The sequence below is a fragment of the Halomonas sp. ATBC28 genome (genome assembly GCF_005937175.1).
Classification (GTDB): domain Bacteria; phylum Pseudomonadota; class Gammaproteobacteria; order Pseudomonadales; family Halomonadaceae; genus Vreelandella; species Vreelandella titanicae.
Genome location: NZ_VCQL01000008.1, coordinates 155,793 through 180,782 on the forward strand (window position 1 = coordinate 155,793; position 24,990 = coordinate 180,782).

The following is a 24,990-nucleotide window of genomic DNA, read 5'->3' on the forward strand; positions in this document are numbered from 1 at the left end:
ATTATGTCATTGCGAGGAGCGAAGCGACGCGGGAATCTAAGTGTATTGTGGCAGCCAACCCCGAGATTGCTTCACTGCGTTCGCAATGACATAAGGGTAGGTCATTGCGAGGAGTGAAGCGACGAAGCAATCTCAGTTCGCAATGACCGGTGATCCGTTAACCGTTTACAGCGTAAAAATGGGCAACTTGCGTTCTGCTTTGGCCAGTTTCAGTTTGGCGACTTTGGGTAGGCCATTCTCGAACGGTGGGAAGTCCTCGCCCTGAATCAGCGGTGAGAGGTAGTCCCGGCAGGTCTGGGTAATGGCAAAACCGTTTTCGCTGATAAAGTCCCGGGGCATAAACTTCTCTTGGTTGGCCACCTGGGAGAGCGGGGCAGAGATCACATCCCACTGGTAGGGCGCCTGAGAGATGCGGCGAATGGCGGGCATCATGGCGTTTTTACCCGCCAGCGCCAAGGTTACCGCTTCGCGACCCACCGCATAGGCTTGTTCAACGTCGGTTTTAGACGCCAGGTGACGCGCCGCGCGCTGCAGATAGTCGGCCACTGCCCAGTGATACTTGTAGCCCAAATCCTGCTTGATCATACCGGCAAGTGTTGGTGCCACGCCGCCAAGCTGGCGGTGGCCGAACGCATCGGTGTTACCTGCATCGGCCAGGAAAGTGCCATCTTCGTAGCGAGCGCCTTCAGAGACCACAATAACGCAGTAGCCATACTGTTTAACGCTCTCTTCAACCCGCGCCATGGCGGCCTTACGGTTAAAGGGGATTTCCGGGAAGATAATCATATGCGGCGGCTCGCCTTCGGCTTCGCCGGCTAAACCACCTGCAGCGGCAATCCAGCCCGCGTGGCGGCCCATCACTTCGAGCACAAATACCTTGGTGGAGGTAGCGCACATGGAGGCGATATCCAGCGATGCTTCCAGCGTTGAGGTGGCAATATACTTGGCTACGCTGCCAAAGCCCGGGCTGTTATCGGTAATCGGTAGGTCGTTATCGACGGTTTTAGGCACGTGGATAGCGGTCAGCGGATAGCCCAGCTTCTCGGAAAGTTGAGAGACCTTTAAGCAGGTGTCGGCGCTATCGCCGCCGCCGTTATAGAAAAAGTAGCGAATATCGTGGGCTTTGAAGACTTCGATCAAGCGCTCGTACTGGGCACGGTGGGTGTCGATGTCTTTGAGCTTATAGCGGCAGGAGCCAAAAGCGCCGCCCGGCGTATGGCGCAGCGCTGCAATTGCCTCATCACTCTCCTGGGTAACGTCGATAAGGTCTTCCGTTAAGGCACCGATAATGCCGTTATGACCGGCGTAAACCTTGCCTATTTGATCGGGGGCTTGACGGCAGGCTTCGATAACGCCGCAGGCGCTGGCGTTGATCACGGCGGTGACGCCACCTGATTGGGCGTAAAAGGCATTATGCTGGGCCATGGAAACGTCTCATCTCCTAAAAACGGATAGTTTTAATCGATATATTTATCACCGCCAAATACCCGCTACCCGGCATTGTCGGTGCTAAACCAGATTGCTGTAATGGGGCGAAGTTTAGCGTAAAGCCCAGTTCTCTGCATCAATGGCTCTCTGCATCAGCGGCTACGTTGTTGACGGCGAGGTGTTAATCCGCACCATCCATCTCTTGCTCGCGCTGGGCAAGCTGCCAGCCACCCAGGTCTTTATAGCGATTAACCATCGCGCAAAACAGTTCGGCAGTGCGCTCGGTGTCATAACGAGCGGAGTGAGCGGCTTTGTTGTCAAACTCGATGCCTGCGGCACGACAGGCCCGGGCAAGTACCGTTTGACCATAGACCAGGCCTGCAAGGGTGGCGGTATCAAAGCTTGAGAATGGGTGAAAAGGATTGCGCTTAATGCCGCAGCGATTGACCGCCGCGTTCAAGAAGCCTTGGTCGAACGCCGCATTATGGCCGACTAAAATAGCGCGCGTGCAGTCGTGGGCTTTGATCGATTTACGAATCGGACGGAAAATTTCGCCCAGCGCTTCAGACTCGCTCAGCGCCACCTGGCGACGCAGGGGGTCGTCCAGGTTGATACCGGTAAAATCGAGCGCAGACTGCTCTACATTCGCCCCTTCAAAGGGCTGAATGTGGTAGGCATAGGTGGCATCAGGAAGCAGGTTGCCCTCCGGATCCATGGTCAGCGTGACGGCGGCTATCTCGAGTACAGCGTCGCCTTGGGCATTAAATCCCCCGGTTTCTAAATCAACGACCACAGGCAGGTAACTGCGAAAACGTTGGGCCATTAATTCGCGGGCAATAGCCTCGCTCATGCAGCTCTCCTTGGTTTAAAGCGAGTAATAGTAAAGCGAGTCATCAGTCAACATCAGCGGCAAACCACCGCTTTGAATGGGGAGATTCTAGCAGCTTTAGCCCCCAGGCGTCGTTGACGGTATTCGCTGGGCATTGAGAACGCTATACTCAACGTCAGTCTCAACGGTTTACTCCAACGAGCTATCAAATACGAGCTATCACATTCGCCAGGCGCTAGTGGCAAGTGTAGTTTTTACTAATGAATATCTTATGGTCAACGAGGAGCAAAGAATGTCCGATGTCAAAAAGGTTGTGCTGGCATATTCAGGCGGCCTGGACACATCCGTTATCGTTAAGTGGTTGCAAGAAACCTACAACTGCGAGGTAGTGACCTTTACTGCCGACATCGGTCAGGGCGAAGAAGTCGAACCGGCGCGAACTAAAGCGCAAGCGCTTGGCGTGAAAGAGATTTACATCGAAGACTTGCGTGAAGAGTTCGTGCGTGACTACGTCTACCCGATGTTCCGCGCCAATACTATCTATGAGGGCGAATACCTGCTGGGTACCTCTATCGCTCGTCCGCTGATTGCTAAGCGGTTGATCGAAATTGCCAATGAAACGGGTGCCGACGCTATTTCCCATGGTGCTACGGGTAAAGGCAACGACCAAGTGCGTTTCGAACTTGGCGGCTATGCCCTGAAGCCCGGCGTAAAAGTGATCGCCCCTTGGCGGGAGTGGGATTTAACTTCCCGCGAAAAGCTAATGGCGTATTGCGAAGAGCATAAAATTCCGGTCGATTTTTCTAATAAAAAGAAAAAATCGCCCTACTCAATGGATGCCAACCTGCTGCACATCTCCTATGAGGGCGGCATTTTGGAAGATCCCTGGGCCGAAGCTGAAGACGATATGTGGCGCTGGAGTGTCTCTCCTGAAGCCGCGCCCGACCAGCCCACCTATGTTGAGCTGACGTTTGAAAAGGGCGATATCGTGGCCATCGACGGCGAGCCGTTGAAAGCCCATGAAGTGCTCGAAAAGCTCAACAAACTGGGTGGCGACAACGGTATTGGCCGTTTGGATATTGTTGAAAACCGCTACGTGGGCATGAAATCTCGTGGCTGTTATGAAACGCCAGGGGGCACTATTATGTTGCGTGCTCACCGTGCCATTGAGTCGCTCACCCTAGACCGCGAAGAAGCCCACCTAAAAGATCAGTTGATGCCGAAGTACGCAGAAGTGATCTACAACGGTTACTGGTGGAGCCCTGAGCGTCGCATGCTGCAGGCGGCCATTGACGAGACCCAAAAGAATGTAGCGGGTGTCGTGCGTATGAAGCTCTACAAAGGCAGCGCTACCGTAGTGGGCCGCAAGTCCGATGAGTCGCTGTTTGATGAATCAATCGCTACCTTTGAAGATGATGCTGGCGCTTACAATCAGAAAGATGCCGAAGGCTTTATTAAGCTAAACGCGCTGCGTTTGCGCATTGCCGCAGGCAAGGGTCGTAAGCAGAGCTAATTAAGCGCTGATAAAAGCAGCTTATATCTTGCAGGGTGGCCATCTCCTTGCCGCCCTGCAAGCAAAGGAGCCATTATGCTTAAGAAATTATTTTCCGGTCTCTTCGGTAGTGATCGTCAGGCTGAGCCAGGTGCTACCACCAAAGCTGCTGAGCCGGTGGAATACAAAGGTTACGAGATTGTCTCTCAGCCAGACAATCAGAGCGGTCAGTACCGCGTCAGTGGCTGGATTCGCAAGGCCGACGCCAGTGGTGAAACTCTTGAGCACCGCTTTGAGCGTTCCGATATGCTCCCAGGGCGAGAGGCCTGTGATGCCATGATGATCACCAAAGCGCAACGCTATATTGATGAAGTAGGTGAAGCGATGTTCGAGCCAGACCCGCGCAGGGCAGGCGAGGGCGAGTAGCAACAACGCCATCATATCATTCTAGTAAAGGAGAGGCGTATGCGTTTAGTACACCAAGCCTCACCCTGGCGCTCTCTGTTCCATGAGGATGGAACGTTTAATGCCTCGGCGCTTAATGCGCCGTTAGATCATCTCTTCTCGAAACTCTTCTCTACATTCCCCTCGCCGCAAACCTCATTAGCTGACGTCTATGCGTGGCAACTGCCGCTGGTCGAAACGTTGGTGCATTATGATTTACCCGCCTGGCGTATTAGCCAAATCATCAGCGACCACAATGCTTTACTTTATCGTCAGGCTATTGCGCAATCCCTGGACGAAATGCAGGCGCAGGGGTGGGGCGCTCCGCCAGTCGACTACTGCATACTGCTACTAGGTTCCGCGGCGCGTTTTGAGAGCCTGCTAGGCCCCGACCAGGATAATGCGCTGATTATTGACGATTATCCTGACCATCGCCACGTAGAGATCGACGGCTACTTTCAAGCGCTGGGTGAGCGGTTTACCCAGCGCCTGGATGAGGCCGGTATTCCGCTCTGCAATGGCCATGTCATGGCGCGATGGCCGATGTGGCGCAAACGGCTGAGTGAGTGGCACGCGCAGCTAGACATTTGGAGCGCTGACCGCCGGGTAAAGCGCGTACAACAGACTAATATCTTACTCGATTTTGCCCCGATCGCTGGTAATCCGGCGCTTGCTAAGCAGTTGGGTGAGAGCATCGCTTCGACACTTCCCAAAGCGCCACTGTTTATGGATGAAATGGCGGCGCTACTGGATGAGTTGCCGGTGGCGCTGGATCGCTTTGGGCGGCTTGCCTCAAGCCCGGGCCTGGATGCCCCTCACGAACAAGCCCTTAATCTTAAGCATCAAGGCTTGTTGCCGTTGATTAGCGCTGCACGCTTACTCTGCTTGCGGTACGGGCTGCGCGATATACCCACACGCGAGCGATTGATCGCGCTAAGCCATGCAACGGATGCGCTAACGTCGACTGAATCGGCGTTGCTTGTAGCCGCTTTTGAGCGACTGCAGCAGCGCCTATTGGATCAGCAGCGGTATAACAAAGCTCGCGGTCAGGCTGCAGATGGCTGGGTTGACCTGCGGCGCCTGCGCGAAGACGAGCGATTACTGCTGAAGTTTGATCTACAGCAGATTAAACGTTTGAGTGCTAGCGCTCAAAGCAGCGTATAAAATAAATCAGCTAGCGTCGGTATAAACAAGCGAGCGCGCTTTAGAAGCCGCTTGGAGCATGACGTCGGATGGAAAATCTAGAGGAGAAAATTGACTCTCTGCGGCCTCCACATCATTAAGTAACTTACCTAATGAGCCTATACGCTGATTGATAGCATCTTCAATAAAGCGCCCAAGCCTGATTTCATTCTTCATGAGTTCGGCACTAATCCCCAGGATGGTAGGCATTAGCGAGAATAAACCCGCGATAAAGCTTTCCTGTTCATCGAGTCTACGTTGGTCGGCCATCATTTCACATGCAAATGCCCGGGTTAACCCTTTGATAAGGTTAAGTTTGCTCACAGGGCTGTTGTTAGCGAGCATAACAATGGTAACCAGGGTACGTAGCTCCCTCAGCCCTATAATATGTAAACAATCAATCAGTTTCGTCGTGGGACGACGTGAGCCCTTCTCCGCGGAGTTTGCGCGCTTGAATATTGCGCTCAGTAAGTAAGGATCCCTAGCCACTAACGTACTGATTTCAGAGAGACGCACATTGTCACTATACAGTGCGGAGAGTAGCTGCATTTGATTGGCGCGTGACGTTGAGAGACGAGCTGTTTGAGTTAGTTGGGTTTTGGGGCGCTCATAAAAATAGCCCTGGAAAAGAGTAAAACCTAGCGCTTTACACTGCTTGAACTCTTCCTGTGTCTCAACTCGTTCAGCCAGAAGCGTAATCCCTTCTTTGTGTAGCTTTTTTATTAGGTTTTTAGGTAAGTCGTTGGATATGTCAAATTTGACGATGTCGCAGAAGGGCAGAAATGCATGGTTATGTTCATCTAGGATAAAATCATCTAACGCTAATTTATACCCTTGGCTTTTAATGTAGTGCAAGGCATCAATAACTTCTTTAGTAGGCGAAGTATCCTCGAGAACCTCAATGACTATTTGTTGACTAGGTAGCCCAGTCAGGTCTGGATTGGTGAGCCAGTCTGCAGAAGCATTAATAAACAGCTGGCGTGTGCCGCAAAGTTTATCCAGGCCAATTTCATAGACAGCAATAGCACATGCTCTGGCGGTGGCTTGGACATTATCAAAAACGTTAGCAGTCTGATTCGTTTCATTAGCCCGATAAAGAAGTTCATCGGCGACATGACGTAGCTGAGCATCCACTATTGGCTGGATCGCAATAGTGTACTCATTTGTGTTCGCTTTTTGAGGAAGGTGACACTCATTTTTCATCGGCTCATCCACGACATGCTTCTTTAGGCGAAAGTAGAACTCTGGAGTAAAGAATAACTTAGTTTTAGTGAGCAAGGCTAGCCGTTGTCACCAATAAGGAATCAACGCTTTATGTTGGAGGCGCAGCGGGGAGTTCTAGCGTTAAGCAGGCACCGCCTAAGGTTTTAGCATCTTCGACCCAAAGCCGTCCCCCCAGGTGGGCGATAATGCCCCGGCTAATCGGTAGCCCTAAGCCACTGCCCCTTGGCCGACCACGGGGAATATCATCGCCTTGCTGAATTTGATGGAATTTTTCAAATACCCGCTCACGCTCATCTTCGCTAATACCCGCACCGTTATCCTCTACACTCAGACGGAAATGACGCCGATGACGATAAAGCGTGAGGCGCACTTTTGGCTGCTCCCGATCGGCAAACTTACCCGCGTTATCAAGCAGGTTAATAATCACCTGTTCTAAACGGTCATGATCGCCAACCACCATCGCAGGATCAGCTTCTAAGCTAACGTCTAGCACTATGCCGCGCTCCTCATGCAGATGCGCAATAGCATCAATGCTATGCCGAGTCAAGGCGGCAAGATCAAGAGGAACGGGGTTAAGCGTTAAACGGCCGCTCTCCAGACGGGCAAGATCCAGAATTTCTTCAATTAAACGTGACAGGCGCTGGCTCTCGTGGACGATCACGCCAAGAAAATGCTGACGTTTTTCATCAGGCAGTTGGCTGCTATCGCGCAATATTTCGGCAAAGGCGCGAATCGAGGTGAGCGGCGTGCGTAGCTCGTGGCTGACCATGGCGACAAACTCATCTTTCAAGCGATCCAGCTCACGCAGGCGCTCATTGGCACTACGCAGTTCTTCGCCAATTTGCACCAGCTCCTGAGACTTCTGCTCCAAGCGGCGGTTGTACTCCAGAGTTTGTGAGGTCGTGTCCAGAATGCTCAGAATCGACTCAATATCCAGTGCTTCGCCGCGTACCACCGAGTTGATCAATACTCGCGCTGAGGAGCTACCCAACGCCCCCGCCAGTGCCTGTTCGGCGCGAGTAATCAGCTCCGCGGTGGCGGGCTCGTCCGCTGCATAAGCGCTTTTGGCTCCGCTATGGCTAAATACACGGCGGGTGGTCGGGGTGCCAAGATAGCGAACGAGTAGTTCTTTGAGTGCACCCTGGGTAGTTTGCCCGCGCCATAGTGATGTAGATAGTGAGGTGGTTTGCAAATTGGGGTGCATCGCTTCGGTGAACAGTGCCGCCTGGGTTTGCTCAAGGGGCGTGGGGCGGGTAAATAGCGATACACCCACCAATAACCCCACGTTGGCCAACATGCTCCAGAGCAACGAATGGGTGTAAATATCCCAGTTCTCCAGACCGAATAAACCATAGGGCATCAGCCAGGCAATTCCCCAGGGGCCTTCAGTGAGCAGCGAAGCATCTAGCCAGCCGGACTGGGCAAACCCGGGAAGCAGCAGCGTATAACACCAGATTAAGAAGCCGGCGATTAAGCCAACAGTGGCGCCTTGGCGAGTAGCGCCGCGCCAATACAGGCCAATTAACAGCGCCGGGGCGAACTGGGCCGCTCCGGCAAAGGAGACCAGCCCAATCGTCACTAAACTATAGGAGTCACCAATCAACGCGTGGTAGAGATAGCCAAGCAGTAGAATCAGCACGATAGCGATGCGCCGAATACCCAACAGCCAGCCGGCAAGCTCCCCTTTGGTACTCAGGTGCAGGCGCCGTGAGCGCAGCAGCAGTGGCATCACCAACTGATTGCTAACCATAGTGGAAAGCGCGATTGTCTCCACAATCACCATGCCTGTCGCCGCAGACAAACCACCAATAAAGACCAGTAGCGGCAGCCCTTCTAAACCAGCTGAGAGCGGCAGCGTGAGTACGAAGCTGTCTGGATCACCTGCGCTTACGCCTAACAGCAGGCCAGCCAGCGCAATGGGAATAACGAACAGATTAATCAGCAGCATGTAGAGGGGGAATAGCCAGCTTGCTCTGGCTAAGTGCTGCTCATCGACATTCTCCACCACCAATACCTGGAATTGGCGAGGCAGAGTTAAGAAGGCCAAAAAGGCCAGCACCAGCATGCCCACCCAGCCGGTGACCCCACCAGGAACACTATTCAACCGCATGCTATCGACAAGGGCCGGCGTGGCCGCTACCTGGGCAAACAGCGCGGCGGGGCCTTCAAACATCACAAACACCACGAACACGCCAACGGCCATAAAGGCTACCAGCTTAACGATAGATTCCACGGCGATCGCTGCCACCATGCCTTCATGGCGCTCGCTGGCATCCAGGTGGCGTGTGCCAAACAGAATAATAAACACCGCTAACACCAGGGCGACCCAGAGGGACTTATCCATCCAGAAGTGTTCATCCACCAACGTAGTGTCGGCCGCGCGGGGATAATTGATCAGTACCGCATGGCTAACAGTGATGGCTTTTAACTGCAGGGCAATATAGGGGGTGATGCTAATCAGCGCCATTAGGGCAACCAGTGCGCCTAAACTGGTGCTTTTGCCGTAGCGGGCACTGATAAAGTCGGCAATTGAGGTGATCCGTTGCCGCGCTGCAATGCGCACCATCTTGCGTATAACAAAAGGGGCCAACAGCATCGCCAGCGTCGGCCCCAGATAGATGAGCATAAAACTGGGGCCATACTCAGTGGCGCGCCCTACGCTGCCGTAGAACGTCCAGGCCGTGCAGTAAACAGCAATAGAAAGGGCATAGACCGTTGGCGAGCCAATGATGGAACGACCCTGCTCTGCCCGCCGGTCGCCCCAGGCGGCGACCACAAACAGCAGCGCCAAGTAGCCAAAAGCGGTGCCGAGGATAATCGCCTCACTACGCATGGTTAGCGGCCTGCACGCTGTTCCATCAGCCAGGCGGTTAAGCCGATCACCCCAGCCCAGGCGATAAATAGATAGAGCGGTAGCCAGCCCACGCTAAACGCGGGAAGGCGATCCACCACGATAATCAGCGGCGGGCAGAACAGTAGTAGGGCAATCGCCACCAGAGCCATTAGGCGCTCTGTTTGGCGTGATTTCATACCGAAAGGTTTCATCAGGCGCTGGCATCCTGTCGGTCGAAGGCGTTGGCTTGCAGCGCTAACAACTGCTCAAGCGTATCGACGCCGCGGGCTTCTAAGCGTGGCAGTAGGGCTAGCCATAGCTCGGCGGTGACGCGGGCATCGCCTAATGCAGTGTGGCGTGTCCCTGGTGGAAAAGCCAGATCGTAGCGCTGGGCAAGGCTATCCAAATCATGCCCGTCGAGTGCTTCGTCAAGTGCCCGTGAAATCAGCAGGGTGTCGATCACAGGGATATCAAAGGCGACCCCTTTGTGGCTAATGGCAAGTAGATCAAAGGCGGCATTATGGGCCAGCAAGACAGCTTCGCCGACATAATCACGAAAGCGGGTAAGCACAATATCCAGCGGTGGCGCACCGATCACATCGGCATCGGTAAGGCCGTGAATCGCGGTGCTAGCCGGCGGGATCGGCCGCTGCGGATCAACTTTTTGATCGAAGACCTCGCTTGCCAATAAACGGGCGTTGACCACGCGGCAGGCGCCAAGACTGATGACGGTGTCGCCTCGGCGTAGCTCAAGCCCGGTGGTTTCCGTATCAAAGGCGACTATTTCCAGGCTGCGCAGTGTTCGGCTGGCCAGCGCTTCATCTGGTGGAGGCAGGTCGGCAATGCCAAAGTCATGGAATTCAGGGCGCGGCGGGGCGGTTTCGCGTGGGGCGCCGACGCGCTCCATGGCGGGCAGGGGGAGTCGCAGGCGTGAATGAACGCCGTCATCGTCGGCAAGGCTCCAGATGTCGCTGGCGTGTTGACGCAGCACATCCGCGACGCTTGGCGTCAATGGCAGGGAGTTTAGCGGCTGCTGGCGCCACTCCGCCAGTTCGTGTTCAGGGATTGCTTTGCCACGCCAAATAAGGTCGAGATAGACGCGCTTATTGCCCAGGCACATCTCACCCTCAAAGCCACTGTCAGGCAGATGGGTATTGAGGTGTTTGACTAAAGAGTCGAACAGCGCAATGAGTGCCGGAGCGTCGCCTTTAAACCAGGCTGGCATGCCCACCGGGGTGATTAGGCGGTGCTCCGGATCAAGACGCTCATCCAACGCTTGCCAGAAATCGTTTGACCACATGGGCGTCAAGCGCTCGCCCTGGTGTTGCATGTCGTCGAGTAGCTGGCCGATTTTAGCCACGTTGTCGCCAAGCGTAACGCCTTCCTCGTGGATTACCCGCTCAAAACGCTGGCGTAAAGAGGATGTACTGGCGTCATTTTGATCGCGCAGCTGTATCAGCGCATCAGCAGCGCTGGTCAGGCTGGCGGTATGCTGGCGAAGCGGGGTCAGCATGGCCGCCAGTTCCGCTCTAACGCCCATTTCGCTCGACCAAGAGGCGGTGGCGTCACTAAAAGTCAGCAGTGTTTCGCCATCGCTACCCGGTACGCGGCGTAAAATGACTTTGAGCCAGCGGTCATCACAGGGAGCGAGTAACTCCCGCGGGGAGCCGTCATTAGGCAGTTGACCGAGCATTTGCTGTAAGCTTACTACTGGCAGCAGCGCCTCCAGGCGTTTACCCAGCCCTAACCCGGTATTACCCTCAAAGAAGTCCTCGGCTGCCTGATTGAACAGCATGAGCCGGCGGTGGTGATCACACAGTAGCAGCGGTGTTTCGAGCACTTGCAGCAGCGTTTCCAGCTCCTGACGAATACGTGCAGCGCTGCGGGCGCCGTCAGCGTGGGCAGTGGCAAGGCGACTGCGATCTGATCGCCAGCTTTCGCGTACTCGACGTAGGTCGGGCCCCAATCCTTTTAACCAACCTTCGGGTGGGTGCTCGTCTCGGGCGTCCGGGTTGGCGACCAGGCGTGCCAGCTGCACCTGTAAATGGCGCAGCGGGGTAAACAGCATGCGCTCAAGCAGCAAACCGACTAAAAAAATCGTCGTGCCACCGGAGAAACTGCCTAGCCAGAGAGCGATGCGCGTTACGCCTGTGGGAGCAAGCTTGGCATCCAGCCAAGCGGCGAAAATGGCTCCACCCAGCAGGCTGATGCCGCTAAGTAGCAACCAGAGGCCAATCAGGCGCTGACGCTTGGGCAGCCCGCCTCGGGTCATGGCTGCTCCTCAATCAGTAGCGCTTTGACTTTTTCGACCAGCGACTGAGTAGAGAAGGGCTTGGTGATGTAATCATCGGCGCCCAGCGCCATGCCTTTTTCCCGCTCAACGTCACGCCCGTGAGCGGTCAACATAATAATGGGGAGCTGGGCGGTAGCCGCTTCGCTCCGCAGTCGCTCTAAAACGTCAAAACCGCTAATCCCCGGCAAGCTAATATCAAGTAGCAGTAGATCAGGCTGGCTATCATTCACTCTTGCCAGGGCCTGTTCACCATCTTCGGCAGTGACGACCTCAAACCCTGCTTGCTCCATCAGGAATTCTAGCGATAAAACAATGTTGGGTTCGTCATCGACGACGAGCACTTTAGCCATGGAGCTCTCCTGCTTTTATTTGTTTTAACGTTTATTTGTTTTAAAGCTGCATGGATGCAGTCTAGATAGATCTAACAGGTCAGCCAAGACGACCTTGGCCGAATGCATGCAAGTTCAGGGAGCTATTGCAAAAGAGCTAGTAAGCGCGCTTTGTTACACTGCTCGCCTCTGTGCCATTGCTTAACATGTTATGGCGTTCCACTGATCTGGCTGTTAGGGCTGACAATGCGCGTTCTCCTGTTATCTGCCTACGAGGCGGTGAGTCATCGCTACTGGGCACAAAGTTTAATGGCGCAGCTTGAGGAGGTGTCGTGGACGCAGTTGAGCCTGCCGCCACGACATTTTGCTTGGCGTATTCGTGGCAACCCGCTGAGTTGGATGCTCAAAGAGCACGATACTCTCAGCCAGTCGTTTGATGTAGTGCTAGCCACTTCGATGGTTGATCTGGCAACGCTGGTAGGGCTGTTCCCGCATCTGGGTCGAGCAAAAAAGGTTGTCTACTTTCATGAAAACCAGTTCGCCTATCCTGAGTCGAGCGATCAAATGCCACAAGTAGAGGCCAAAATGGTCAATCTCTATACGGCGCTGGCGGCGGATAGCGTGGTGTTTAACAGCGCCTATAACCGTGACTCCTTTATTGATGGCGCGCGAGCTTTTTTGAAAAAAATGCCGGAAAACCTTCCGGCAGCTAAGCCATTAGAAGCGATACGCGAGCGGGCTATGGTATTGCCGGTGCCCATTCCTGATAGCACAGCCCCTGAAAACTTAGCACCTGAAAACGTAGAGCTTGAAAACTTAGCATCTAAAAACTTAGCACCTTGCCAGCAAACGGCTTTTCAAAAAATGGTGCCACAGCGAATTATCTGGAATCACCGCTGGGAGTATGACAAAAATCCCGACGACTTCTTCACCGTGTTGTTTGCGTTAAGCGAAGCCGGTGTAGCGTTTGAACTGGCGGTGCTTGGTCAGCGTTTCCGCCAAGTCCCCGCTATTTTTGCCGAGGCCGAGCAGCGCTTAGCCAAGCATATTGTGGCTTGGGAGCCACAGCCGGAGGAGGCCTACCGTGAGTTGTTGGATAGCGCGGATATTGTGGTTTCGACCACTTGGCATGAATTTCAGGGGTTGGCGATCATGGAGGCGGCCCAGCGCGGGGCGTTGCCGCTGGTGCCTCATCGGCTCTGCTTCCCGGCGCTTTATCCGCCTGCCTATCGCTATGACGGTACCCGGGAAGGGCTTTACGACCGGCTCAGTGCTTGGCTTAACGATCCAGCGACTCGCCCTGAACTACTTGATACTACCGTTTGGGAGTGGCCCGCTTGGCGTGAGGCTTACCGCCAGTTGCTGATGAGTTCGACTTGATGGCCTAGCCGTTAAGCAAGTTCGGTTTTGTCTTTGTAGTCGCACAGATCCTCGATAATGCAGCTACCACAGCGGGGTTTGCGCGCGATACAGGTGTAGCGGCCGTGCAGAATTAGCCAGTGGTGAGCATCGTGCAGAAACCCTTTTGGCACATGGCGCAGCAGTTTTTGCTCCACCTCAACGACATCTTTGCCTTTAGCGATGCCGGTGCGATTGGATACCCGGAAAATATGCGTATCCACCGCCATGGTGGGCTGACCGAATGCCGTGTTGAGAATCACATTGGCAGTTTTACGGCCTACGCCGGGTAAGGCTTCCAACGCTTGGCGGGTGTCGGGCACTTCGCCACCGTGCTGATTAACGAGGATGTGGCAGGTTTTCATCAGGTTTTCGGCTTTGGTGTTGTACAAGCCGATGGTTTTGATATGCGCTTTAAGCTCATCGATACCTAAATCAATGATCGCTTGGGGCGTGTTAGCGACCGGGTAGAGCCGCGCCGTGGCTTTATTGACGCCTACATCGGTGGCTTGAGCAGAAAGCAGTACGGCAGCCAGCAGCTCAAAGGGCGTGTTCCAGTTAAGCTCGGTGGTGGGGTGCGGGTTCTCTGCCTGAAGGCGAGCAAAGATTTCATGACGCTTTTGGGCATTCATGGCGGGTCTCTTAATAAATACGCGTTATAAATACAAGCAGTTGCTTACATGTGTGCTTTCGGCATCTTGCCAACTATTTAATCGTGCCAGTAACCCGTACGCGGCGCTCAGTTCGGGGTGCTGCCGCGACTGGCTTGGCACGGGCAGCATTGCGTTGATCGATAACGTTTTTCAGCGCGATTAACAGGCCCGCCACCAAGAACGCGCCGGGCGGCAGCACGAAAAACAGGAACTGGTAGTCGTCGGCAATCGTCAGCTGCCAACTGGCCGCTTGCGGCCCAAACAGTAGCGCCATATCGCTAAACAGCGTGCCTTGGCCCAGCAACTCGCGCAGAGCGCCAAGTAACACCAGTACCGCAGCAAAACCCAACCCCATCATAAAGCCATCAATGGCCGCTGGAAGCACCGGCTGGCGGGAAGCAAATGCATCGGCTCGGCCAAGAATGGCGCAGTTGGTCACGATCAGCGGAATAAAAATCCCCAATACCTGATAGAGCGGGTAGGCGTAGGCGGCCATGAGCAGTTCAGCGCAGGTAACAAAAGCTGCAATTACCATTACGAAAGCGGGCAAGCGCACCGCGCTGGGCACCTGGTGACGAATCAGCGAAATCGCCGTGCTGGCGCCTACCATTACCAGTAGCGTGGCCAGCGCCAGCCCCAGCGCATTGACGACATTTCCACTCACGGCTAGCAGCGGGCAAAGTCCCAGCAGTTGCACCAGCGCGGGGTTATTCGACCAAAGGCCGCTTTGGGCTAGTTCGCGCCACTGGCTCATAAGGTGGGCTCCTCAAATGATATCGGTAGCGGTGTATCGGCGGCGTACTGAAGCGCTTTATGGACAGCGTTGACCACGGCGCGGGGCGTAATCGTTGCACCGGTGAACGCATCAAAGTGACCGCCATCTTTAGCTACCGCCCAGCCTTCTGGTGGCAAGCTATCTAACCTTAAACCATTAAACCCGGTGATCCAGTCGCTGCGGCTGCGCTCAATGTCATCGCCTAGCCCAGGCGTTTCCTGGTGCTGGGTAACGCGCACGCCGCTGATACGCTGGTGCTCATCAATGCCAATCAGTAGGTGGATTTTGCCGTTATATCCCTGGCGGGTTACCACCGGCAAGATCACTGCGCTGCTTCCGTTTCTGCTCGGGTTATTGTTCTCGCTGCCACTTACCCACCAGCCTTGGCTATCACTCGCCAGCCCTAGCGCTTGTGGGTTGGGAAGGGTAAAGGTGCTCTCCAGTACCTGGGTGACGGGGGTATTCGCCAGCGCTTGGGGCAGTACTTCCTGCAACTGGCGGTGTTGGTAAGCCAACTGATGTGTCTCTATACGTTCGGCGGTTAGCGCGCGGGTAAGCGCGACACTGCCGGCGGTAATCAGTGCAAAGGTGCCCAGCGCGAAGGCGCCACGCCGCATGGCCTGGAGCAGCGTCATGGCTGTTCTCCTGGCTTACCCGGTGAAGCTTTTTGCTGGCCAGTGGGCCGCGGCACGCTATATATATCCAGTAATGGTACGCACAGGTTCATCAGTAAGACCGCAAACGCCACAGCATCGGGGTAGCCGCCAAAGGTGCGAATAATGATAACCAGCGCACCGATCCCCGCGCCATAAATAAGTTTGCCGCGTTGGCTGGTGGCAGCGGAGACCGGGTCGGTGGCAATAAAGAACGCCCCGAATAGCGTTGCCCCGGTGAGCAGGTGAAACAGCGGTGAAGCAAAGTGGCTGGGGTCGCTGAGATAAAACAGCGTGTCCAGTAGTACTAGGCTGCCAAGCATCGCGATCGGAATATGCCAACTAATAATCCGCTTCGCTAACAACACCACACCACCTACTAGCCAAGCAAGTGCTACCCATCGCCAGGCAGTTAGGGTTCCATTCGGCAGTGGGTTAGCCGCCCAAAACTCGCTGGCAAGCACGGCGTCCCCTTTGTGCTTAAAAGCATCTAGCGGTGTTGCGCCGCTCAAACTATCTAGTTGGGCGGTCGGTAGAGTTCCGGTGATTTGCGCCCATAAATCATTAGGTAGCATTTCCTGGGGCGGTGCCCATAGCGTCATGTAGGTAGGAAACGACACCAATAGCAGCGCATAGCCCACCATGGCGGGGTTAAACGGGTTATGCCCCAAGCCGCCGTATAGCTGCTTGGCGACTACAATTGCCGCGATCATACCCACGCCGACAAGCCACCAGGGGCTAGCGGGTGGCAGTGACGTGCCCAGCAAAACGCCGGTAAGCAGGGCACTTGAGTCATTCAGCGTCACACGAATGGGGCGCTTGCGTAGCCGTAGCACGGCGGCTTCAAGCGCAACACCAAAAGCGGCGGCTAACAGTACATTGCTGATAACTCCAAGGCCAAAGAAGTAGCTCATGGTGGCGATGCCTGGCAGGGTTGCTGCAATTACCCAGCGCATTAAGCTTGCCGTTGGTGGCACCGCGGTTGCCGTCATGGCATCTTTAACGCCTGAGGCGTGCATCATGCTCATGGCGACTCCTCGCTAGACTGCTGTTCGCGCGCCTGGGCAAGCTGCAACTCGGCTGCTTTCAAGTTCTCCTGGGCGGTGGCAAGCTGCATTTCTAAGTCATCCAGGGATTGTTTAGGGTCTTCCTGAGCGACGCGCGCCAGGTTTTTTTCAGCCTTTTTGACCGATGCTTTGGCGGCGGCATGGGCGATGCGCAGACCGCGTAAGTCGATCTTTTCGCTGTTGGTTGCGGCAGTGTTAGAAGGGCGCCGCTGTTGCGCCTGGCGGGCTTGCTTGCGTGCCTGTTTCTCAGCCTCCTCCCGAGCAAGCCGCGCTTGGCGAAACTCAAAACGGTGCTTGGCGTGCTCCGCTTTTGCTGTCTCAATTCGCTGCAGGCGTAACCGGCTTTTAGCTTCCCGGTAATCCACCACGAGCGGAATATGGCTGGGGCAGACGTAGCTACAGGCGCCGCACTCAATGCAGTCAAACAGATGATAGCGTTCCAGCTTGGCATCATCCTGAGCGCGGGCGTACCAGTGCAGCTGTTGCGGCAGCAGTGCTACCGGGCAAACGCTTTCGCACTCACCGCAGCGAATGCAGGGCGATTCTGCTGGGGGCGGCGGTAACTCTTCAAGCGTGGCCGCGATTAAACAGTTGGTAAGTTTGGAGACTGGCGTATCGAGCGTTAGCAGTGGTGTGCCCATCATGGGGCCACCTTGAATCACTTGGTGTAACTCTGGGGTATTTAACCCTGCCTGCTCCAGCAGCTCTCTAACCGATGTGCCCAGACGCACCCAGCGATTGCCGGGCCGGGTGATGGCCTCTCCAGTCAGCGTGACCACCCTGGAAACCAGCGGCTGACCATCGCGCACTGCGTGTAGTATCGCCAGTAGCGTGCCTGGGTTGTGGCACAGTACGCCAACATCAGCAGGCAGCCCGCCACTGGGGACGTTGAGGTCTAGCAGTTTTTTAATCAGCTGTCGTTCGCCGCCGCTGGGGTAGCGGGTGGCGATCACGGCCAGCTCGACGGGGACTGGCTGACTATTGGTTAGGGCTTGCTTCAGCGCGTCAATGGCCTCGGGTTTGTTATCCTCGATGCCAATAACGATATGCTGCGCGCCACACAGTTTGGCGATTATCTGTGCGCCTTCAAGCACCTCGTTAGCGTAGTGGCGCAGGGTAAGATCATCGGCGGTGATATAGGGCTCGCACTCGGCGGCGTTAATCACCAGGGTGTGAATCGTATGTTGTTCGACCACCCGCGCTTTAATATGGGTGGGAAACCCGGCGCCACCTAAGCCGACGATGCCGCTCTCGTTTAAACGCTCAAGCAGCGCGTGGGGTTCGACATTTTGCCACACCAATGGTGGCAGTCTAAGCCACTCATCTTGCCCGTCACCCTCAATGCTGATTTGGGTAGTGCTAACCTCGCTCACCGTACCGCTAATACTGGCGTGCAGGGCACTAGAGACCATACCTTCACGTTTGGCAATCACGCTGCCCACTTTTACCGCATTTCCTTGCGCCACACAGGACTTCGCTGGCTGACCGCTGTGCTGCTGTAGGGGGAGAGTGACCCGGCGGGGCAGTGGCGCTTCAATCAGCGCGGATTGGTTTGAACGCTGTTTGCGTTCGGGGGGGTAAATCCCTCCCGGGAAGTCAAAGGCGTTCGACATCAAGACACCCCTGAAGCGGGTTGGCGGTCGCTGGCAATCATGTTTGATGAGTGCGCCACTACCGGCCGCCACTGGGTGAGCGGGGCTGAGCGTGGCAGCATATCGATACAGTCCACGGGGCAGGGGTCAAGGCAGAGATCGCAGCCGGTGCACTCGTCTTCAATCACGGTATGCATTAATTTAGCCGCGCCGATAATCGCATCGACCGGGCAGGCCTGGATGCACTTGGTGCAGCCAATGCACTCCGCTTCGCGAATAAATGCCACCTTGGCTTCGCTTTGCGCTTCGCCATCCAGGGGCTCGGGGTCGCGCCCGAGAAGATCGGCAAGGGCGTGAATCGTCGCTTCGCCACCCGGAGGGCATTTATTCAGCGCATCACCCTGGTTAATGGCTTCAGCGTAAGGGCGGCAGCCTGGGTAGCCGCACTGGCCGCACTGGGTTTGCGGCAGTAGCGCATCAATTTGCTCAACTAGCGGGTTATCTTCGCGCTTAAAGCGCTCGCTCACCAAGCCCAGCAGGGCGCCAAAACCGATACCCAAGCCGGTTAATACCGCGACGGCGCTGAGGATTCCAATGATATCAATGGTGCTATTCATTGCGCGCTGCCTTCATCCCTGCACCAACCCTGAAAACCCTAAAAATGCTAACGACATAAGGCTGGCGGTGACCATAGCAATCGCGGCGCCTTGGAAGGGTTTGGGAATATCCGCCCCCGCTAAACGTTCGCGCATCGCGGCAAACAGCACCAAAATAAGCGAGAAGCCCAGTGCTGCGCCCAATCCATAAAGGGTGGTGTGGAAAAAGCTTAATTCACGGTTTAACGACAGCAGGGCTACACCCAATACCGCGCAGTTGGTGGTGATCAGCGGCAGGAAAATGCCCAGCACCTGGTGCAGCAGCGGACTCAGTTGGCGCACCATGATTTCGGTAAACTGCACCACGGCGGCGATCACCACAATAAAACTAATGGTACGCAGGTAGGTTACATCCAGCGGCACAAGCAGGCCGTGATAAACCACGAAGCTAGCGGCCGATGCCAGGGTCAGCACAAAGGTAGTGGCCAGGGACATGCCCATGGCCGACTCCAGTTTATTGGAGACGCCCATAAACGGGCATAGGCCCAAGAACTGAACCAGTACGAAATTGTTGACCAGGGCAGTGCTGATCAAAATGATAAATAACTCACTCATGGCAGCGTATTGTGCGAAGAAAAGGCGGCGCTGGCTAGTGGGAGGCAAGGAAGTTTGATGTGTGAAAAACCTATGCAGGAGGAAGTTTGAATAAAATTGCCGCTGTAATAAAAATGCAAAGGGCAGAGCGCTTTTGAGTCTCTGCCCTTTAACCTGCTTACCGCTTATGCGACGGGTTAGGTTACCCGCTGACCCGGCTCGGCACCTGCATCGGGAGAGAGCAGGTAGATGCCGTCTTCATTGGCAGAGGCTAACACCATGCCTTCCGATACGCCAAAGCGCATTTTGCGCGGTGCCAAATTAGCGACCATGACCGTTAAGCGGCCTTCCAGGGCTTCCGGGGCGTAGGCGGAGCGAATGCCGGAGAAGACGTTGCGGGTTTCGCCACCCAGGTCGAGGGTCAATTGCAGCAGTTTGTCGGCGCCTTCTACGTATTCGGCTTTGGCAATACGCGCAATGCGCAGGTCGACTTTAGCAAAGGCGGCAAAGTCGATTTCCTCGGCGATAGGCTCTTCCGCCAGCGGGCCTTTGGGCGCTTCTTTCAATTTTTGCTCTTCCACGAGATCTTCCTTCGACGCTTCAATCATGGCATCGATTTTATCGCGTTCAACGCGTGTCATCAGCGGTTTGAATTTATTGATTGGGTGATCAGTGAGTACGCTTTGACGAGTGTGCCAGTCCAGCGACTCAACGTTAAGAAAAACACGGGCCTCTTCAGCCATGGCGGGTACCACAGGAGCCAAATAAACCATCAACTGGCGGAACAGATTAATGCCTACCGAGCATATCTCAAGCACCTCTGTGTCACGGCCATCCTGCTTGGCCAGCGCCCAGGGTTCTTTATCAGCAATATAGGTGTTGGCTTCATCCGCCAGTTCCATAATTTTGCGCATTGCCCGGCTAAATTCCCGGGCTTCAAAGTCTTCGGCAATATCATCACCGGCGGCAATAAAGCGGGCGACCATCTGTGGCTCAGCGCAGTGGCTTGAGAGGCTGCCACTGCCGAGCTTTTTAACAAAACCGGCGCAGCGGCTGGCAATGTTGACCACCTTGCCGACTAAATCTGAATTTACCCGCGCGGCAAAATCGTCCAAATTCAGATCCAGGTCATCAACTTTGGAAGTAAGCTTGGCGGCAAAGTAGTAGCGCAGGTATTCCGGGTTGAGATGGTCGGCGTAGGTGGCGGCTTTAATAAAGGTGCCGCGGGATTTCGACATCTTGGCGCCGTCTACCGTCAGGAAACCGTGGCAGTTGACGGCGGTGGGGGTGCGCAGATCCGCGCCATGCAGCATGGCGGGCCAGAAGAGCGCGTGGAAGTAGACGATATCTTTGCCGATAAAGTGATATACCTCGGCATCAGAGCCTTTGTTCCAGTAGCTGTCGAAGTCGATACCTTCGCGGTCACACAAGTTCTTGAAGCTGGCCAAATAGCCAATTGGCGCATCCAGCCAGACATAAAAGTATTTGCCCGGGGCATCGGGAATTTCGAAGCCGAAGTAGGGCGCATCCCGGGAAATATCCCACTCGTTAAAGCCAGACTCAAACCACTCCATCAGCTTATTGCGGATTTGCGGCTGCACATGGCCGTCGTCAATCCAGCCCTGCAGGAAGTCGGCAAAGTCAGGCAGTTTAAAGAAGTAGTGGGTCGATGTACGTACTTCGGGCGTTGCGCCTGAAATGGCTGAAACGGGGTTGATCAAGTCGGCGGGAGTATAGGTAGCGCCGCACTTTTCGCAGTTATCGCCATACTGGTCTTCAGCGCCACATTTAGGGCAGGTGCCTTTAATAAAACGGTCAGCCAGAAACAGGCCTTTCTGGGGGTCAAACATCTGCTCGATATCACGGGTGGCAATATGGCCTTTATCCCGTAAGCGCTTATAAATCATTTCGCTGAAGTGGCGGTTTTCAGCGGAGTGGGTCGAGTGGTAATTGTCGAACCCAACGCCAAAACGGGCAAAGTCTGTTTGGTGATCGTTGGAAACCCGCTTAATCAGGGCTTCAGAGGTAATACCTTCCTGCTCGGCACGCAGCATAATGGCGGTGCCATGGGCGTCATCGGCACATACGTAGTAGCACTGCTGGCCACGGCTTTTCTGGAAACGTACCCAGATATCAGTCTGGATATACTCAAGTAAGTGACCGAGGTGAATGGCTCCGTTGGCGTAAGGGAGCGCGCTAGTCACCAAAATGTTGCGCGTGGCGGTAGTAGACATGGTGAAGGTTAATTCCGAGTGAATAAGGGTGCCGGTCAGGCGATAGTAAAAAAGACGGCGAAGTCGCTAAACGCTTCGCCGATACCGTTACGTCCTAGCAACGATTAATAAAGCGCTTGCTCTTCTTGAACGACTTCACGCAGCAGTTCTAAAAAGAGCTTATCAGCCTCAGAGTGTTCAGCCGGATCTTCCGGTATATGCACGCTGGTGGTATCGGAAATTTCGTTGGCAATCCGCGCCATCACCGCAGGGCTATTGCCTTCGGTCAGCTGTTCTCTGGCAATCGCCAGTGATTGCTCAAGGATCTTTGGATCTTGCAGCAGCTTACGAATAAAGCCACGTAGCTCGTTGATGATACGTGTTTTCTGAATTTCTGAACCGGACATGGGGGTCTCCTTAGGATCGCAATTGACGACAGCGCCATGCGAAACCAATCAATGCATCGACCATAGCATTTTTTCCGCCAACGGGCATGAATTGCCCGTTATTAAAATGGCAGCTTAAAACGCTGATTTAGAGCGTCAGTCGCCCTGCCTTGTGTTTAACAGGGTTCGCGTACTGGGCAAGCCAGTAGGGGCGCAGAGGCTCCGGCACTTCGGCAAGCCGGGCATTAAAGCGTTCACGGTCTTGTCGAGTGATGGCTTTGCGTGCCACCAGCTCCGGTGCTTCGCCCAGCGCCTCTAAAGCCAAATAGTGACTGGGGAACAGTCGATAGCCACCAATCACCTGGCGGTCAATCTCAGCAGCGACTTCGTCGGGCGTGGCCATATCAGAACCTACCGGTGTGCCAAAGTGCAGCCGTACACGCCCTTTGGAGCCGGTAATGCCGGCTACAATGGAGCGAATATCTTCAAACTCACTTTTAGCGTAGCTACCCAGTGTGTCGATATCGTGCAGCTCCTGGGCTTTTTGGACATCGCAGGGGTCGTATTCATAGCTAATCGATACCGGCACCAGCTTTAACTCAGCAATTGCCTCGCCAAATACCATGTCTCGTTCTGCGGCTCGCCTGGCCATGATCAACATTTTGATAATGGCGGGTTCAGTGTGATCGATGCCGTTCTTGGCCCGCCCTTCCCGCTGTGCCATCCAGATTGAGTGCTGGTCTTCGGTAATGGTATGGCGAATATAAGCGGAAAGTTGCTGGTATGCTGCCAGCATAGCCCGCTTACCTCGGGCGCTGCGTGGCACGATAAAGCTTTTATTAAGCCGCATTAGATCTGTGACATAGGGCTTTTTAAGCAGATTGTCACCGATCGCGATACGCACGGTGTCGCGGTTTGCTTGATACAGCGCATAGTTGACGAACGCGGGATCCAGCGAGATATCGCGGTGGTTACCTATGAACAGGTAAGCGCCGTTGGCGTCGAGTTTGTCGAGGCCGGTAACTTCAAAGGCATCCGTGGTGGTGCGAATCATGCGCTCCATGTAATGGGCAATACGCATTTGAAACTCATAAACCGTCGTTACGTCTTTGACTTCACGACGTACGGCACGGCTGGCAAAAACACGCGCCAGGGATGGTGCCCAGCGCGCCATGCGCGGCAGCCGAAAGCGGGTCAGTGCATCCAGCAGCTCGTTGTCCCGTGAGAGTCTGGCCAGCACATCGGCCACTTCATGATCCATAAAGGGCCGAATATCGGCCCACGGGTCTGTCTCGGTAGAGGCGTTGGTAGCGTTGTTGTGATGAGTCATGCGAACCGTTGGATGATAAATAGTAAATATCGATTAATAACATCGAGGCGAAAAGACGACTTCGGATAACAGTCTTGAATGACTATAGAGCCCTTACTGCGTCGCGGGTTCCCGCTGTGTCTCGCCGCCAAGCCACTCTATCAAGCGTGGAATATCGGTAGATAGCGCCTGCGCCATTAGAATAAAGTCTGTTTCCAGACGGGCAAGCGCGTCGTCTCCGTCGTCAGCGTGATCGGCTTCTTCAATCAAGGCATCGCCAAAGCGCAACGATTTCAGCGCCAAATCATCGTGTAACACACAACTTAGCCGTCCTTCCAGGCTAATCGCGAGTTTACTGGCTTGGCGGCCGGTCTCAAGCAGTTGCTGAATTTCATCGCTGTCTAAATCGACCTGACGAGCGCGCAGTACACCGTCATCACCTTTAGCTTTGAGTTCAACCTGGTCACCAAGCTGAAGATCGGCCGGGCGACTGGCCGCGTCACCTAGCCAAGTGGTCATGGCGCGAATAGGCAGCGTCTGTGAACTCAGTGGGGTGACTTTTAGGCTGCCCAGGGTTTCGCGAAGCAAATCCAGAATATCTTCGGCGCGGGTGCGTGAACTGGCATTGATGCCTATCATCTGGCCGCGAATGTCCCACCAAAGATCAATTTTCTGACTACGCACAAAAGCGCGGGGCAATAAATTCTCGGTTACCTGCTCTTTTAACGCGGTCTTCTCTTTGCGGGTCACTTTGCGGCCTTCGCTGGCCTCAATATCCGCCACCTGCTCATCGACTTCCTCTTTTACAACAGAGGCGGGCAGTAGGCGCTCTTGACGCAGCGCTGAAAGCAGCCGATGTGATTGAATTTCGTGAACAAGCTGCCCTGCGCCCAAACGTCCAGCAGGTGCAGTCCAGCCCAGGCGGCGTGCGTCGGCGTTGCCGAGTGGTTTGGCGGCATGCTCTTGTAAAGCGCTAGCGAGCTCATCGCTGGATAATTCGGGCGCGTCGTGCAGGCGGTATAAATGCAAGTGCTTAAACCACATGGAGCCAATCCTGTTTAAAAGGTGGCACATTATGGCGAAAGCGGGGCATTCCTACCAGCGGCTGTCACCAATCGTCTCTGTTGCACGTGTTTCAAACTTGTGTTTGATTGAATCGTTGCCAATCACTATAGAGGAGTCGATATGAGTGCATCGCTGTCGCGAGTTCATTTACGCGTTAGAGGCTATCATCTGGATGGCTATGGGCATGTCAATAACGCTCGCTATCTTGAGTTTATGGAAGAAGGGCGCTGGGACTTCTTTGATCAACACCCAGAGATGATCAAAGAGCTCCATCAGGCCGGGCGGGCATTCGTCGTCGTCAATTTGAACATTGATTATCTGGCCGCTGCCCGCCAAGGGGATGATTTGGAAGTGATGACCGGGATCATCGACGTTGGTGAGCGCAGCGGGCTTTGCCACCATCGTATTGTTCGTAAAAACGGTGGGCGTAAGGATGGCACCGTCATCGCCCGTGCGGATTTAACCTTCGTGCTACTCGATATGCGCGCCAATAAGGCCGCTGCAATCGAGGGCGAGGTGCGTGAAGCGTTGGCTGCATTAACCTTGGGGAAAGAGGCATTTAGCGTCTAAACGGCTTTGGTGAGCTCCCTGGCTGCCCTTGCTGCTTTTGCGGTGGTATGATGTCGCAGTATTTG

Annotated in this window: 23 protein-coding genes; 5 read left to right on the top strand and 18 right to left on the bottom strand. The window is 54.8% G+C overall.

The window, feature by feature from the left end; all coding sequences use genetic code 11:
* Nucleotides 1-165 precede the first annotated feature (165 nt).
* Nucleotides 166-1,425 carry a 6-phosphofructokinase gene (locus tag E0L35_RS11235; RefSeq protein ID WP_009286573.1) on the bottom strand — a complete coding sequence of 420 codons (1,260 nt, stop codon included), beginning with the start codon at nt 1,423-1,425 and terminating at the stop codon, nt 166-168.
* Between the two features lie 184 nt (nt 1,426-1,609).
* Nucleotides 1,610-2,278 carry a ribonuclease T gene (rnt, locus tag E0L35_RS11240; protein ID WP_009286574.1) on the bottom strand — a complete coding sequence of 223 codons (669 nt, stop codon included), beginning with the start codon at nt 2,276-2,278 and terminating at the stop codon, nt 1,610-1,612.
* Between the two features lie 271 nt (nt 2,279-2,549).
* Between rnt and E0L35_RS11245 the strand changes: the two genes are divergently transcribed.
* From E0L35_RS11245 to E0L35_RS11255, 3 genes are all read left to right on the top strand, one after another.
* A complete protein-coding gene (locus E0L35_RS11245; protein ID WP_027959286.1) occupies nt 2,550-3,770 on the top strand; it encodes an argininosuccinate synthase in 1,221 nt (406 codons plus the stop codon).
* 75 nt (nt 3,771-3,845) lie between these two features.
* Nucleotides 3,846-4,175 (top strand): HlyU family transcriptional regulator, encoded by a 330-nt coding sequence (locus E0L35_RS11250; protein ID WP_022523652.1) that lies wholly within the window; start codon nt 3,846-3,848, stop codon nt 4,173-4,175.
* Between the two features lie 39 nt (nt 4,176-4,214).
* Complete coding sequence (locus E0L35_RS11255; RefSeq protein ID WP_041158436.1) at nt 4,215-5,357, top strand: DUF294 nucleotidyltransferase-like domain-containing protein; 1,143 nt, start codon at nt 4,215-4,217, stop codon at nt 5,355-5,357.
* Nucleotides 5,358-5,363: 6 nt separating this feature from the next.
* Here the strand turns inward: E0L35_RS11255 and E0L35_RS11260 are convergent, their stop codons facing one another.
* The 5 genes from E0L35_RS11260 to E0L35_RS11280 form a co-directional block, all read right to left on the bottom strand.
* Nucleotides 5,364-6,590 (bottom strand): EAL domain-containing protein, encoded by a 1,227-nt coding sequence (locus E0L35_RS11260; protein WP_235270503.1) that lies wholly within the window; start codon nt 6,588-6,590, stop codon nt 5,364-5,366.
* A gap of 97 nt (nt 6,591-6,687) precedes the next feature.
* Complete coding sequence (locus tag E0L35_RS11265; protein WP_041158437.1) at nt 6,688-9,432, bottom strand: sensor histidine kinase; 2,745 nt, start codon at nt 9,430-9,432, stop codon at nt 6,688-6,690.
* Between the two features lie 2 nt (nt 9,433-9,434).
* Nucleotides 9,435-9,644 carry a hypothetical protein gene (locus E0L35_RS11270; protein ID WP_138800321.1) on the bottom strand — a complete coding sequence of 70 codons (210 nt, stop codon included), beginning with the start codon at nt 9,642-9,644 and terminating at the stop codon, nt 9,435-9,437.
* Entirely contained in the window at nt 9,644-11,704 is a 2,061-nt protein-coding gene (locus E0L35_RS11275; RefSeq protein WP_138800322.1) for a 3'-5' exonuclease, read from the bottom strand. The genes E0L35_RS11270 and E0L35_RS11275 overlap by 1 nt, the downstream gene beginning before the upstream one ends.
* On the bottom strand, nt 11,701-12,075 hold the full coding sequence (locus E0L35_RS11280) for a response regulator (RefSeq protein ID WP_022523646.1): 375 nt from the start codon (nt 12,073-12,075) through the stop codon (nt 11,701-11,703). The genes E0L35_RS11275 and E0L35_RS11280 overlap by 4 nt, the downstream gene beginning before the upstream one ends.
* 225 nt (nt 12,076-12,300) lie before the next feature.
* Here E0L35_RS11280 and E0L35_RS11285 point away from each other — a divergent pair, with 225 nt between their 5' ends.
* The gene (locus tag E0L35_RS11285; protein WP_138800323.1) at nt 12,301-13,434 is read left to right on the top strand and encodes a DUF3524 domain-containing protein; all 1,134 of its coding nucleotides are present in this window, start codon (nt 12,301-12,303) and stop codon (nt 13,432-13,434) included.
* 11 nt (nt 13,435-13,445) lie between these two features.
* On the opposite strand, the gene nth is transcribed toward E0L35_RS11285, so the two are convergent.
* The 11 genes from nth to E0L35_RS11340 all read right to left on the bottom strand — a co-directional run bounded on the left by nth (nt 13,446) and on the right by E0L35_RS11340 (nt 24,334).
* On the bottom strand, nt 13,446-14,084 hold the full coding sequence (nth, locus tag E0L35_RS11290; RefSeq protein WP_009286578.1) for an endonuclease III: 639 nt from the start codon (nt 14,082-14,084) through the stop codon (nt 13,446-13,448).
* A 73-nt stretch (nt 14,085-14,157) separates the two neighbouring features.
* A complete protein-coding gene (locus tag E0L35_RS11295; RefSeq protein WP_138800324.1) occupies nt 14,158-14,859 on the bottom strand; it encodes an electron transport complex subunit E in 702 nt (233 codons plus the stop codon).
* On the bottom strand, nt 14,856-15,515 hold the full coding sequence (rsxG, locus tag E0L35_RS11300) for an electron transport complex subunit RsxG (RefSeq protein ID WP_138800325.1): 660 nt from the start codon (nt 15,513-15,515) through the stop codon (nt 14,856-14,858). The genes E0L35_RS11295 and rsxG overlap by 4 nt, the downstream gene beginning before the upstream one ends.
* Entirely contained in the window at nt 15,512-16,561 is a 1,050-nt protein-coding gene (locus E0L35_RS11305; RefSeq protein ID WP_138800326.1) for an RnfABCDGE type electron transport complex subunit D, read from the bottom strand. The genes rsxG and E0L35_RS11305 overlap by 4 nt, the downstream gene beginning before the upstream one ends.
* Nucleotides 16,558-18,213: an electron transport complex subunit RsxC gene (rsxC, locus tag E0L35_RS11310; protein WP_138800327.1), complete on the bottom strand. Its 1,656-nt coding sequence runs from the start codon at nt 18,211-18,213 to the stop codon at nt 16,558-16,560. The genes E0L35_RS11305 and rsxC overlap by 4 nt, the downstream gene beginning before the upstream one ends.
* Nucleotides 18,213-18,809, bottom strand: a complete 597-nt coding sequence (gene rsxB / locus E0L35_RS11315; RefSeq protein WP_138800328.1) for an electron transport complex subunit RsxB — start codon at nt 18,807-18,809, stop codon at nt 18,213-18,215. The genes rsxC and rsxB overlap by 1 nt, the downstream gene beginning before the upstream one ends.
* 12 nt (nt 18,810-18,821) lie before the next feature.
* Nucleotides 18,822-19,403: an electron transport complex subunit RsxA gene (gene rsxA / locus E0L35_RS11320; protein WP_007114112.1), complete on the bottom strand. Its 582-nt coding sequence runs from the start codon at nt 19,401-19,403 to the stop codon at nt 18,822-18,824.
* Nucleotides 19,404-19,579: 176 nt separating this feature from the next.
* Nucleotides 19,580-21,616, bottom strand: coding sequence for a methionine--tRNA ligase (gene metG, locus E0L35_RS11325; protein ID WP_138800329.1), 2,037 nt, complete (start codon nt 21,614-21,616; stop codon nt 19,580-19,582).
* A 104-nt stretch (nt 21,617-21,720) separates the two neighbouring features.
* A complete protein-coding gene (locus E0L35_RS11330) occupies nt 21,721-22,002 on the bottom strand; it encodes a hypothetical protein (RefSeq protein WP_022523639.1) in 282 nt (93 codons plus the stop codon).
* 127 nt (nt 22,003-22,129) lie between these two features.
* Nucleotides 22,130-23,311: a 1-acyl-sn-glycerol-3-phosphate acyltransferase gene (locus E0L35_RS11335; RefSeq protein ID WP_009286584.1), complete on the bottom strand. Its 1,182-nt coding sequence runs from the start codon at nt 23,309-23,311 to the stop codon at nt 22,130-22,132.
* Nucleotides 23,312-23,404: 93 nt separating this feature from the next.
* Nucleotides 23,405-24,334, bottom strand: a complete 930-nt coding sequence (locus tag E0L35_RS11340) for a recombination-associated protein RdgC (protein ID WP_022523638.1) — start codon at nt 24,332-24,334, stop codon at nt 23,405-23,407.
* Nucleotides 24,335-24,475: 141 nt separating this feature from the next.
* Here E0L35_RS11340 and E0L35_RS11345 point away from each other — a divergent pair, with 141 nt between their 5' ends.
* Nucleotides 24,476-24,925 carry a thioesterase family protein gene (locus E0L35_RS11345; RefSeq protein ID WP_022523637.1) on the top strand — a complete coding sequence of 150 codons (450 nt, stop codon included), beginning with the start codon at nt 24,476-24,478 and terminating at the stop codon, nt 24,923-24,925.
* Nucleotides 24,926-24,990: the final 65 nt, after the last annotated feature.

Bases quoted from the DNA above. Each gene is read 5' to 3' on its own strand.
- E0L35_RS11270 (WP_138800321.1), bottom strand. From the start codon at position 9,644: ATGAAACCTTTCGGTATGAAATCACGCCAAACAGAGCGCCTAATGGCT.
- E0L35_RS11335 (WP_009286584.1), bottom strand. From the start codon at position 23,311: ATGACTCATCACAACAACGCTACCAACGCCTCTACCGAGACAGACCCG.
- metG (WP_138800329.1), bottom strand. From the start codon at position 21,616: ATGTCTACTACCGCCACGCGCAACATTTTGGTGACTAGCGCGCTCCCT.
- nth (WP_009286578.1), bottom strand. From the start codon at position 14,084: ATGAATGCCCAAAAGCGTCATGAAATCTTTGCTCGCCTTCAGGCAGAG.
- E0L35_RS11255 (WP_041158436.1), top strand. From the start codon at position 4,215: ATGCGTTTAGTACACCAAGCCTCACCCTGGCGCTCTCTGTTCCATGAG.
- E0L35_RS11285 (WP_138800323.1), top strand. From the start codon at position 12,301: ATGCGCGTTCTCCTGTTATCTGCCTACGAGGCGGTGAGTCATCGCTAC.
- E0L35_RS11265 (WP_041158437.1), bottom strand. From the start codon at position 9,432: ATGCGTAGTGAGGCGATTATCCTCGGCACCGCTTTTGGCTACTTGGCG.
- E0L35_RS11275 (WP_138800322.1), bottom strand. From the start codon at position 11,704: ATGACCCGAGGCGGGCTGCCCAAGCGTCAGCGCCTGATTGGCCTCTGG.
- rsxB (WP_138800328.1), bottom strand. From the start codon at position 18,809: ATGAATAGCACCATTGATATCATTGGAATCCTCAGCGCCGTCGCGGTA.
- E0L35_RS11280 (WP_022523646.1), bottom strand. From the start codon at position 12,075: ATGGCTAAAGTGCTCGTCGTCGATGACGAACCCAACATTGTTTTATCG.
- rsxG (WP_138800325.1), bottom strand. From the start codon at position 15,515: ATGACGCTGCTCCAGGCCATGCGGCGTGGCGCCTTCGCGCTGGGCACC.
- E0L35_RS11250 (WP_022523652.1), top strand. From the start codon at position 3,846: ATGCTTAAGAAATTATTTTCCGGTCTCTTCGGTAGTGATCGTCAGGCT.
- E0L35_RS11235 (WP_009286573.1), bottom strand. From the start codon at position 1,425: ATGGCCCAGCATAATGCCTTTTACGCCCAATCAGGTGGCGTCACCGCC.
- E0L35_RS11305 (WP_138800326.1), bottom strand. From the start codon at position 16,561: ATGAGCATGATGCACGCCTCAGGCGTTAAAGATGCCATGACGGCAACC.
- E0L35_RS11330 (WP_022523639.1), bottom strand. From the start codon at position 22,002: ATGTCCGGTTCAGAAATTCAGAAAACACGTATCATCAACGAGCTACGT.
- rsxA (WP_007114112.1), bottom strand. From the start codon at position 19,403: ATGAGTGAGTTATTTATCATTTTGATCAGCACTGCCCTGGTCAACAAT.
- E0L35_RS11295 (WP_138800324.1), bottom strand. From the start codon at position 14,859: ATGAGCCAGTGGCGCGAACTAGCCCAAAGCGGCCTTTGGTCGAATAAC.
- rsxC (WP_138800327.1), bottom strand. From the start codon at position 18,213: ATGTCGAACGCCTTTGACTTCCCGGGAGGGATTTACCCCCCCGAACGC.
- rnt (WP_009286574.1), bottom strand. From the start codon at position 2,278: ATGAGCGAGGCTATTGCCCGCGAATTAATGGCCCAACGTTTTCGCAGT.
- E0L35_RS11345 (WP_022523637.1), top strand. From the start codon at position 24,476: ATGAGTGCATCGCTGTCGCGAGTTCATTTACGCGTTAGAGGCTATCAT.
- E0L35_RS11340 (WP_022523638.1), bottom strand. From the start codon at position 24,334: ATGTGGTTTAAGCACTTGCATTTATACCGCCTGCACGACGCGCCCGAA.
- E0L35_RS11245 (WP_027959286.1), top strand. From the start codon at position 2,550: ATGTCCGATGTCAAAAAGGTTGTGCTGGCATATTCAGGCGGCCTGGAC.